Here is a 10,189-nt window from a genome sequence, read left to right on the forward strand (position 1 = left end):
GCCCTCCGGGGCAAGCCCCCCAGGAGTCCCAGGTCCTACTTGGCAGATCCCACCGCGGCCTCCGCATCCACGATGCCGAGGCCCAGCTTCGCCAGCTTGTCGGGGTTCTTCGCGCTGCCCCGCACCGCGGCCATGATCTGGTCCGGGTTGCGCCCCTGCTGATGCAGCAGTGCCGCGACGGCGGAGACGTAGGGCGCGGCCATGGAGGTGCCCGACAGATCCCCGTATCCGGAGTCGTTCTTCAGGGTCTCCTTGGTCTTGTACGTGGGAAGGGTGGAAAGAATGTCGACGCCGGGCGCCGAAACGGCCTGTTCCGCACCGAAGTTGGAGAAGCTCGCGGGCTTGCCGTTCTGATCGCTCGCACCGACGACGAGGACGGGGGTCTCCACCTTGTACGGCTGGAGGGCGGTCCCGTCGTTGCCCGCGGCGGCGACGACGACGGCGCCCTTGTCGTGGGCGGTCTGGATGGCCTGGTTGAGGACGCCGCCCTTCAGGAGCCGTGCCATGAGCCCGGATTCGCCGAGGGAGAGGTTGATGACGTCCGCGCCGTGCTGGGCGGCCCAGACGATGCCCTTGGTGATGTTCGCGTCGCTGCCGCTGCCGTTCGCGCCGAGGACCCGTACGGGCATGATCTTCGCGCCGGGTGCGCCACCGGCGATGCCGACGCCGTTGTCGGTGTGGGCGGCGGCGATGCCGGAGACATGGGTGCCGTGGCCGTTCATGTCCTTGGGGTCGTCGTCGTTGTCGACGAAGTCGTGCCCGGCGACGAGGCGCCCCTCCAGGTCGGGGTGGTCCAGGTCGGCGCCGGTGTCGACGACGGCGATGACGGTGCCGTCGCCCTTGGCCTTGTCCCAGGCGTCGGGGAGTTTCAGGGCGTCGAGGGCCCATTGTTTGTCGCGCATCGGGTCGGGCTTGCTGTCGTTGTCGTCGCCGCACGCGGTGGCGAGTCCGGTGACGGCGGTGAGACAGAGCGCCGCGGCGAGCAGCCGCCGCCCTCGCCCCCCTCGTCCATATGTCATGAATGTCCACCCTCCTGTGTCTCCCCCGACCCTCGGGTCACTCCGGCGGCGCGCGCCACAGAGAGGGGGCCGGACGGGTGAGGCTCGACGGAAGGGCCCGCGGTTAGGGTTCGTACAGGAATTCGGAATTCTTCTGATGGGGGACCCGCACATGGCACTGTTCGGAAACGCGCACACCGTCGACCCGATGAAGGCGCAGAACGAGTACGCCCGGCTGCTCGGGCACGGCGAGCAGGTGCACGCCGCGTACACGCTGATACGCGACACGATGCTGTTCACCGACCGCCGCCTGATCATGATCGACAAGCAGGGGCTCACGGGCAAGAAGGTCGAGTACCACTCGATCCCGTACAAGAGCATCACGCACTTCGCGGTCGAGACGGCGGGGCACTTCGACCTCGACGCGGAGCTGAAGATCTGGATCTCCAGCAACCCGACGCCGCTGCAGAAGACGTTCACGAAGGGCGTCGACATCTACGAGGTGCAGGCGATCCTGACCCAGTTCGTGGCGCGCTAGGGCCTGTCCGGCGGACGGCCCCCGGGACTCCCCCGCCCCCGACGGGGCCGGATCCGCGGATGCGCCCGCGGCCGCCCCGGTCTTCACTGGAGGAACCAGGTAGACCGAGCCACGGAGGCGGCATGACCGGGAACGCCGGAAGCGGGAACAGGTTCGGGGCGCGCGGCATCGCCGCGACGGTCCTCGTGGGCGCGCTCGCCGTCGGCGCCGCGGGCTGCTCCGACGGGGACAGCCCGTCCGACGCGGCGAGCAGGGCCGCCTCCGCCGTGGCGTCGGCGACCGCGCGGGCGGGCGAGAAGCTCGACGAGATCAAGGGCGGCATCGACGCGAAGGGCGACGTGCGGCTCGGCGACCCGTCGACGGACGGGGACGGCCGTACGACCGTGAAGGTCACCGCCGAGAACACCACCGACGCGGCGAAGACCTTCGCCGTGCAGGTCACGTTCAAGGACGGCGACGGCAAGCTCCTGGACACGGTGGTGGTGACGATCGACGACGTCCCCGCGGGCAAGTCCGCGGACGCGACGGCCCGCAGCACGCACAAGCTGGACGGCGGCGCCGACGTGAGGACGAACGTCACCACGGCCGTGCGCTACTGAGCACCGCGCAGCGCTACCGACCGGCGTCGGCACCGTCCTGCGCCGGAGCCGCGGGCTTCGAGTGGAGGACCGCGCGGGCCTGCTCCGCGGCGCGGACGGTGTTCTCCGAGACGAAGTCGAGGAAGCGGGCGATGTTCTCCAGGCGGGCGGCGGCCGGCGTGCCGGGGACCAGGATGCCGACGCCCTGACGTGCGGTGACGACCACACGGGCGGTGCCCTCGGCCGCGGCCATCATCGACCGGTACCAGACGTCGTCGTCGACGACGTACCGCTCGCGGCGCCGCTCGTCGCGCTCGCGGCGCAGCAGCCCCTGGCTGTCGAGGAACGCGACGGCCTTGGAGATGGACGCCGGGCTGACCTGGAGGCGTTCGACGAGTTCGGCCGCGGTGAGGCTGCCCGAGTCGGTGGTGATGAGGCAGGCGAGGACCCGGGCCATCATCTTGGGCGTGCCCGACTGCATGAAGACCGTGGTGAGCGTCTCCTCGAACTCGCGCACGGCGTCGGCGTCGCGCCCATGGGCCTGCGCGGGCGCCTTCGTGTCCCGGGGCGCGGCCTGCCTGCGGCGCTGCGCGCGGTGTTCGGTGGCCCGGTGGGCGAGGTCGGCGCGGTAGCCGGTGGGCCCGCCGTTGCGCATCACCTCGCGCGTGACCGTCGACGTGGGACGGTCCAGGCGCCTGGCGATCTCCGCGTAGGCGAGGCCGTCGGCCAGTCCCAGCGCGATCTGCTGACGTTCGGGCTGGGTGAGCCTGCCTCCCGGCATCACGGCCTCCTTCTCTCTCCGGCGGCCCACTATAGCGTTCACCGCCATTTCATTGCAACGAATCGAGCGAAACGCATTGCGTTAGCCCTCAAACCGTTGCAACGATTTCACGCTCTCGACCTGCAATAACAACGATTTCACGCAACGAGACTGTTGCCAGCACCGCGAACGCAACGTAGCTTTTCATTCATCGGAAACACCGAGGGCCCGGGCAGCCGGGACCGACGAAACCACTGACCGAGGAGCACACCATGCAGAAGTTCGACACCCCCGCCGCCGTCACCGCCATCGTCGACATCCCCGCCGGCAACATCCGCCTGATCGCCGCCGACCGCACCGACACCACCGTCGAGGTCCTGCCCGCCAACGCCGGCAGCAGCCGCGACGCCAAGGCCGCCGAGAAGATCGACGTCAGCTACGACAACGGCATCGTGCGCGTCCAGCTCGCCCAGCCGGCCCCCCGGATCCTCGGCAACTCCGGCTCCGTCGAGGTCACCGTCCAGCTCCCGGCGGGCTCCCGCGTCGAGGCCAAGGCCGCCCTCGCCGAGCTGCGCGGCGTCGGCCGCCTCGGCGACGTCACCTTCGAGGGCCAGCAGGCCAGCGTCAAGCTCGACGAGACCGCCGCCGCGCACCTCACCCTGCAGTCCGGCGACATCACCGTCGGCCGCCTGAACGGCGACTCCGAACTCAGCACCCAGAAGGGCGACCTCACCGTCACCGACGCCGTCGCGGGCAACCTCACCCTGCGCACCCAGCACGGCAACCTCACCGTCGACGCCGCCCGCGGCACCTCCGCCACGCTCGACGCCGGCACCGACTACGGCCGCGTCCACAACTCCCTCAAGAACGCCGACGGCGCCGACGCCACGCTGAACATCCACGCCACCACCTCCTTCGGCAACATCACCGCCCGCAGCCTGTGACCGCGACCGGACAGCGAAACAGCCTTCGGGATGCGGCAGTTCAGACCTCCGTCGCCCTCGCATAGACCAAAGAACGACGAGCCCGCGCACCGCCGCTCCCGATGCTGGGGAGCGAGCGGCGGCAGCGGGCCGTCGGCCGATCACGGGAGGCACTGTGCGACGCGAGGGAATCAGCAGGGGACGTTTCCTGGCAGGTGCGGGGGCGGCCGGTGCCGTCGCGGTGACCGGCGGACTGCTCGGCACGGACCTGGCGGGAGCCACGGGAAATCCGGCGCCCCCCACGTCCGCCGCTGCCACCTCCGCCCCCGCCGGAACAGGGGACCGGCGGGGGCTCACCTACCGGGGCGTCTGCTACGAGGTCGGTGACGGCGAGTCGCGCGCCACCGGCTGGACGGCCGCCCGGATGCGCGGCGACATGCGGGCCATCAGGCAGGACCTGCACGCAAATTCGGTCTCGGTCTTCGGCACGGGCGTCGAACGCCTCGCGGCCACGGCGTCGGAGGCGGCCGAGCGCGGTCTGCACGTCTGGCTGCAGCCCCGCCTCGCCGACGTGCCGGAGCGGGACATCCTCGACCACCTCGCGGAGACGGGCAGGCACGCCGAGCGGATGCGGCGGCAGGGGGCGCGGGTGCACCTCAGTGTCGGCGCCGAGTTCGTGCTCTTCGTCCCCGGCATCGTGCCCGGCGCCGACGCCCTGGAGCGGGTCGAGAACATGCTCAAGGGGAACTACGACCCGCAGAAGATGGTCAGGAAGCTGGCCTCCTTCATCGAACGCGCCGCCAGGACCGGCCGTTCCGTCTTCCACGGCCCGCTCACCTATGGCGCCGCGCAGGACGACGACGTCGACTGGTCGCTCTTCGACATCGTCAGCGTCAACTACTACGCGTACCACCGCAGCACGGCCGAGTACGTCAAGGAGCTGACGCCGTACGGCCGTTGGGGCAAGCCGGTGGCGATCACCGAGTGCGGGTCGTGCACCTACGAAGGGGCGCCGCAGGACGGCGGCATGGGCTGGCACGAGGCCGTCGACTACACCAAGGAGCCCCCGGAGATCACCGGCGGACTCAAGCGGAGCGAGCGCGCGCAGGCCGCGTACCTCCTGGACGTCTTCGACGTCTTCGAGTCCATGGACCTGCACGCGGCGCTGGTCTACGACTTCGTCTCCCCCGACGCCCCGCACCGCCCCGACGACCCCCGCTACGACCTCGACATGGCGAGCTACAGCCTCACCAAGACGCTCAGGAAGCACCCGGCCGACCCGGAGTCCCCCTGGCACTGGGAACCGAAGCAGTCCTTCGACGCGCTGGCCCGGCACTTCGCGCGGGCGGGACGCCGCTGACCGCACTTGGCATGCGGATGCCTTCCATCGCCGCGCCGGGTGTGCTTGCCTGAGGGCCATTTCGGCTGTCTGGGGCGGGAGTTGCCGCATGCGGAAGCTGTGGAGTGCGGGCGTGTTGGCGGGTGCGCTGCTGCTGGGGGCGTGCGGCGACCCCGGATCCGGCGGGTCCGGTGCGACCCCCGCCGAGGTCCCCGAGGTGCCCGGCAGCAGCGCGGGGCGGGCGGCCGGTCCCGCCCCGTCGGCGACCTCCACCGCCCGCCAGCGGGCCGCCGCCGAACCCCGCACGTCCGCGCCCAAGGTGCTCTACCTCGGGGACTCCCTCGCCATGGAGAACCAGGACGTGCTCGGCGGCCTGCTCAAGGACCGGCTGGGCGCCCGCTACCGCAGCGCCCCCTACTCCGGCACCACCCTCTGCGACTACCTCGACGGCACCGGCAAGGACTCCCTCGTCCCCGACAAGGACAAGGCCGCCACGCTGGTGCGGGCCGAGCGGCCCGACTATGTGGTGCTGCAGTTCTGGGGCAACTCCTGGGGCTATACGCCGTGCATGGACGGCATCACGTACGACAAGGAGCGCGCGAAGTACTTCGACCGGTACGCCGCCGACGCACGGAAGCTGACCGCGCAGATCGAGGCGGCCGCGGGCGGCGGCAAACGGCCGCGCGTCGTCTGGGTGCTGCAGGGACCCGACCCGATCACGCCGGACCGGGTGCGGCGCGTGAACCAGATCTACGAGACCCAGGCGAAGGCGTCCGGCGGGCTCGTCGCCGACGCGGGCAGGGCCGTGTCCCCGGCCTCCGACCGGTACGCCTGGGTCGAGAAGCTGCCGTGCACGTCGTACGAGACGAAGAACCCGGCGTACTGCACCGAACCCGGCCGGGGCCGGACCGCGCTGCACCTCCCCAAGGACTATCTGCACTTCTGCCTCGCGCCGACCACGGCCAAGTCCCGCCCCTGCCCGGTGCGTTCACCCGGGATACGCCGGATGACCTCCGAGATCACCCGCACCGTGGCCGACGCGGCGCCTACGCGACCGCAGGGCGGGTGACGACCTTGATGTTGAACGTGTGGGCCCCGAGACCGCCCGCGATCCCCATGAACAGCAGGGCGAAGTGCTCCTGTCCGCGCGCGGTGACGATGCCGCCGATGTCCAGCTGGGCGGAGGGGGCCCAGCCCAGGTCCGTGAGCAGCCGCCCGGTCGTCCGCTTCGCCCCGGCGTCGTCGCCGGAGAGGAAGACGGTGCTCGGGCCCTCCAGGTCGTCCGGCGCGATCATCGCCGTGGAGTCCATCGTGCAGAGCGTCTTGACGACGCGGGTCCGGGGGAAGGCCTCCTGAATGTGTTCCGCCAGGCTGCTGTTGGGGTGCGAGAGCTCGGTGTAGTCGTCGGTGAGGCCCACGCCCACGTCGATGAGCAGCATCCCGTCGAGGGCCTGCGCCCCGATGGAACGGAGCAGTTCGACGGAGACGTTGCCCGGGGTGGCGTTGACCAGCACGTCGGCGTGGGCGGCGGTTTCGCCCAGGCCCGCGACGGGGAGTCCGATGTCCTTGCGCTCCTCGGGGTGCCGGGACCCGAGCAGCACGTCGTGTCCTGCGGCGCGCCAGCGGTGCGCCAGTGCGCGGGCGACGTTTCCTGTGCCAAGAAGTCCTATACGCATACGGGTGAAGCTAGACGCTGCCATGGCGCCGCGGATCAGGCCGGGGACCCGGAACATCCGGTACCAAAGGCGTAGTTCCGCGGACGCGGACGGCCGCAGTCGGCCGCGGGCAGCGGAAGGCCCCGCGCCGATGGGGTCGACGCGGGGCCTTGAGCGGGATGCGTGGTGCGCTGCCGCCCCAGTAAGCGGCAGAGGTGGCGGATGAGGATCAGCCGCCGATCGGCATGCCGCCGATCAGGCCGGAGCCCGGGGCGCCGTTGACGGCACGGGTGGAGGTGCCCGCCAGGGCGTTCGTCTTCGAGGCCAGGTCGTTCTTGGTGGCCAGCTTGTCGGCCAGCTTGCCCGTGGCGTCGGTGAGCACCCTGACGTCGACGTCCTTGAGCGGGTTCTTGACGTCGTTCTTCGAGACGGTGCTGCTGTCGACCAGGACCTCTCCCTTGGCGTCCGCGCCCGCGCCCGCCTGGGCCGCCGCCGGGGCGTTGTCGACGTCGTCGGCGAAGGCGGGCGAGGCCACCCCCAGGGCCATCACGGAACCGGCTACGACCGCGGCGGCCTTCGTGTACTTCACTTCACTTCCCTCTCTGACAGGGAGCCGGTCCACGGTCGCGACCCTCGCGCCGCCCGGACGACTTGCTGTTCGCCCGGGGCTTCCGCTGTCAGCATCCGTAACGCGGCTCACCAGGAACCGGAAACCCTGATTCCCTGTCAGATTTCGAGACCACCCCGTTGGCTCAGTGCAGCCGATCGCTGGCAGCCGCCTGGTGCGAAGGGCCCGGACGCCACCCGTTCGGCCCAGGCCAGGTCGCCGCGCCCGCCGGGCCGCCACACGCTGTGAATCCCTGACCGAAAGAAAGTAGGGGGTGGCCATGAGCAGCGCGACCGCGCCGAACAAGCCGGACCGCAACAGCAGCGACGCCAGCACCGCATGGGCGACCGGAGGCACCGTGTTCGCCGGTGTCCTGATGCTGGTGAACGGCGTACTCGGGGTGCTCGAAGGCATCGCGGGCATCGCCAAGGACGACGTCTACGAACGCATCGGCGACTACGTCTACAAGTTCAACCTCACGACGTGGGGCTGGATCCACCTGATCCTCGGCATCCTGATCGCCGTCACGGGCTGGGGCATCCTCAAGGGCGCGAGCTGGGCGAAGGCCACCGGCGTGGGCCTCGCGGCGGTCGGCATCGTGGCGCAGTTCCTGTGGCTGCCGTACACACCGGTGTGGGCGCTCATCTCCATCGCGATCGGCGTCTTCGTCATCTGGGCGCTGTGCACGGACGGCTCCGACCGCGCCGACCGCACCGCACCCTGACGGGGGCCATGAGCCTCCCGCCGCAGGCCCGCGCGCTGGCCCCGATGATCGTCCCGGCCCTCCTGGTCGGCGTCGGGTCCAGCCTGCTGCTGCTCGCGCTCAGCTGGGTGTCCGAGCGGCTGCAGGACGTGCTGTGGGACCGGCTTCCCGACGCGCTCGGGGTCTCCGGGACCTCGGCCGGCTGGATCTTCGGCATGCTCACCGTGGTGGGCCTCGTCGTCGGGCTCGTGGTGTGGAAGACGCCGGGACACGCGGGACCCGACCCCGCGACGACCGGACTCGTCGACCCGCCGCTGCCCGTGCGGATGCTGCCCGGCATCGCGCTCGCCGTGATCATCGGGCTCGCCGGCGGGGTCAGCCTCGGCCCGGAGAACCCCATCACCGCCATCAACATCGCCCTCGCGTACGCGCTGGGCATGCGGGCCATGCCCCGTACGCCCGCCGCGGCCTGGGTCGCCCTCGCGGCCGCGGGAACCGTCGGCGCGCTCTTCGGCACGCCCGTCGCGGCGGCGCTCATCCTCTCCGAACTCGCCGTCGGGGACGACCCGCGACCGCTGTGGGACCGGCTCTTCGCGCCGCTCGTCGCGGCGGGCGCGGGCGCCCTGACGACCGTGCTCGTCGCGCACCCGACCTTCCAGATCGACGTCGCGCCCTACCCCGGGCCCCGCCTGATCGACACGGTCTCCGCCATGGTGATCAGCTCGGCGGCCGCGCTCGTCGGGCTCGCCGCGGTGTACGCCTTCCCGCTCTTCCACCGGGCCTTCCGGCAGCTCGGCCACCCGGTCCTCATGCTCACGGTCGGCGGCCTCGTACTCGGCGCACTCGGCGCGCTCGGCGGACACCTCACACTCTTCAAGGGCCTGGAGGAAATGAAGGAGCTGACCACCGACGCCGACGGCCACGGCGCCGCCAACCTGCTCCTCCTCGCCCTGGTGAAACTCGCCGCGCTCGTCGTGGCGGGCTCCTGCGGATTCCGCGGCGGCCGGATCTTCCCCGCCGTCTTCGTCGGCGTCGCCCTCGGCATGTTCGCGCACACCCTGGTCGACGCGGTCCCCGTCTCCCTCGCCATCACCTGCGCCGTCCTCGGCATCCTCCTCGCCACCACCCGCCAGGGCTGGCTCAGCCTCTTCACCGCCGCGGTCGTCGTGATGGACATGGACCTCCTGCCGATGCTGTGCGTCGCCGCGCTCCCCGCGTGGCTCCTCGTCACCGGGCGCCCCGACATGCTGATCCCCGAAGAGCGGGACCCCGTCAGTGCGTGAGCCGCTCGACCGGCACGCCGAGTGCGGCGAGACCGTCCAGTACGAGATCCACGCCCACGGCGGCGAGCAGCAACCCCAGGAGCCTGCCCAGGAGTTCGATCGTCGCGTGGTGCGTACGGCGCAGGATCGGTGCCAGCAGCACCACACAGAGCAGATCCAGGACGATCACCGTCACATACGCGCCCACCACCGTGGACCGCCACGACCAGGAATCCCGCGCCGCCGCCTCGATCAGCACGGCGGTCATCGCCAGCGGACTCACGATGAACGGCATCAGCAGCTGCCGCACCCCGCTCACCAGGTCCGGCGCGTCGTCGCCCGGGCCCTCCGTGCCCAAGTGCATGCCCAGGACCAGGCCCACCGCGTAGATGAAGAAGATCACGCCGCCCGCCAGCTGCAGCGCCGGCGTACTGATGTGGAACAGGTCAAGGAGCCACGGCGCGGCGATCCCCGTCACCAGACCCACCAGGATCGCCGCCGCCGACGAGATCACCGCGATGCGGCGCAGTTCCCCCATCCCGTGCGTCTGGGCGAGGCCCGCGAACGCGAGGAGGACCTTTGGGGGGCCGACGACCGAGAAGAACGTGATGAACGCGGCGGAATAGCTGAGAGCGGTCATGCGGGGCATCTTGCACGGGGTGCGCCTTGGCAGACCGGTGCCGCTCCGCACCGTCCTCTTGCGCAGTTCCCCGCGCCCCTGACGGGCGCCTCCGACCAGCCTCCGACTGCGGGTTCGTCGTGGTTGCTCGCGCAGTTCCCCGCGCCCCTGACGGGCGCCTCCGACCAGCCTCCGACTGCGGGTTCG

General features: G+C 71.1%; 12 protein-coding genes. 7 read left to right on the forward strand and 5 right to left on the reverse strand.

Features of this window, described 5'->3' with window-relative positions:
* Nucleotides 1-35: 35 nt before the first annotated feature.
* Complete coding sequence (locus ACFWZ2_RS20575) at nucleotides 36-1,019, reverse strand: S8 family peptidase (RefSeq protein WP_384547618.1); 984 nt, start codon at nucleotides 1,017-1,019, stop codon at nucleotides 36-38.
* Nucleotides 1,020-1,170: 151 nt separating this feature from the next.
* Between ACFWZ2_RS20575 and ACFWZ2_RS20580 the strand changes: the two genes are divergently transcribed.
* Nucleotides 1,171-1,536, forward strand: coding sequence for a PH domain-containing protein (locus tag ACFWZ2_RS20580; RefSeq protein WP_384547620.1), 366 nt, complete (start codon nucleotides 1,171-1,173; stop codon nucleotides 1,534-1,536).
* Nucleotides 1,537-1,658: 122 nt separating this feature from the next.
* Complete coding sequence (locus tag ACFWZ2_RS20585; protein ID WP_384547622.1) at nucleotides 1,659-2,135, forward strand: FxLYD domain-containing protein; 477 nt, start codon at nucleotides 1,659-1,661, stop codon at nucleotides 2,133-2,135.
* 13 nt (nucleotides 2,136-2,148) lie between these two features.
* Here the strand turns inward: ACFWZ2_RS20585 and ACFWZ2_RS20590 are convergent, their stop codons facing one another.
* Nucleotides 2,149-2,895, reverse strand: coding sequence for a helix-turn-helix domain-containing protein (locus ACFWZ2_RS20590; RefSeq protein WP_384547624.1), 747 nt, complete (start codon nucleotides 2,893-2,895; stop codon nucleotides 2,149-2,151).
* A 251-nt stretch (nucleotides 2,896-3,146) separates the two neighbouring features.
* Here ACFWZ2_RS20590 and ACFWZ2_RS20595 point away from each other — a divergent pair, with 251 nt between their 5' ends.
* From ACFWZ2_RS20595 to ACFWZ2_RS20605, 3 genes are all read left to right on the forward strand, one after another.
* Entirely contained in the window at nucleotides 3,147-3,818 is a 672-nt protein-coding gene (locus tag ACFWZ2_RS20595) for a DUF4097 family beta strand repeat-containing protein (RefSeq protein WP_384547626.1), read from the forward strand.
* 154 nt (nucleotides 3,819-3,972) lie between these two features.
* Nucleotides 3,973-5,157 (forward strand): abortive phage infection protein, encoded by a 1,185-nt coding sequence (locus ACFWZ2_RS20600; protein ID WP_384547627.1) that lies wholly within the window; start codon nucleotides 3,973-3,975, stop codon nucleotides 5,155-5,157.
* An 88-nt stretch (nucleotides 5,158-5,245) separates the two neighbouring features.
* Nucleotides 5,246-6,205 carry an SGNH/GDSL hydrolase family protein gene (locus ACFWZ2_RS20605; RefSeq protein ID WP_384547629.1) on the forward strand — a complete coding sequence of 320 codons (960 nt, stop codon included), beginning with the start codon at nucleotides 5,246-5,248 and terminating at the stop codon, nucleotides 6,203-6,205.
* On the opposite strand, the gene ACFWZ2_RS20610 is transcribed toward ACFWZ2_RS20605, so the two are convergent.
* Together ACFWZ2_RS20610 and ACFWZ2_RS20615 are read right to left on the reverse strand one after the other, a co-directional pair.
* A complete protein-coding gene (locus tag ACFWZ2_RS20610; RefSeq protein ID WP_384547630.1) occupies nucleotides 6,183-6,836 on the reverse strand; it encodes an NADPH-dependent F420 reductase in 654 nt (217 codons plus the stop codon). The two genes, ACFWZ2_RS20605 and ACFWZ2_RS20610, sit on opposite strands and share 23 nt — an antisense overlap.
* Before the next feature lie 184 nt (nucleotides 6,837-7,020).
* A complete protein-coding gene (locus ACFWZ2_RS20615) occupies nucleotides 7,021-7,380 on the reverse strand; it encodes a hypothetical protein (protein WP_384547632.1) in 360 nt (119 codons plus the stop codon).
* A gap of 298 nt (nucleotides 7,381-7,678) precedes the next feature.
* Here ACFWZ2_RS20615 and ACFWZ2_RS20620 point away from each other — a divergent pair, with 298 nt between their 5' ends.
* Nucleotides 7,679-8,122, forward strand: coding sequence for a hypothetical protein (locus tag ACFWZ2_RS20620; protein WP_384547634.1), 444 nt, complete (start codon nucleotides 7,679-7,681; stop codon nucleotides 8,120-8,122).
* Nucleotides 8,123-8,130: 8 nt separating this feature from the next.
* Nucleotides 8,131-9,384: an ion channel protein gene (locus tag ACFWZ2_RS20625; protein ID WP_384547636.1), complete on the forward strand. Its 1,254-nt coding sequence runs from the start codon at nucleotides 8,131-8,133 to the stop codon at nucleotides 9,382-9,384.
* On the opposite strand, the gene ACFWZ2_RS20630 is transcribed toward ACFWZ2_RS20625, so the two are convergent.
* Nucleotides 9,374-10,003 (reverse strand): MarC family protein, encoded by a 630-nt coding sequence (locus ACFWZ2_RS20630; RefSeq protein WP_384547638.1) that lies wholly within the window; start codon nucleotides 10,001-10,003, stop codon nucleotides 9,374-9,376. The genes ACFWZ2_RS20625 and ACFWZ2_RS20630 overlap by 11 nt on opposite strands.
* Between the last annotated feature and the right edge of the window lie 186 nt (nucleotides 10,004-10,189).

Origin of the sequence: Streptomyces sp. NPDC059002 (assembly GCF_042740435.1) — a bacterium.
In the GTDB taxonomy this organism is placed as follows: Bacteria; Actinomycetota; Actinomycetes; order Streptomycetales; family Streptomycetaceae; genus Streptomyces.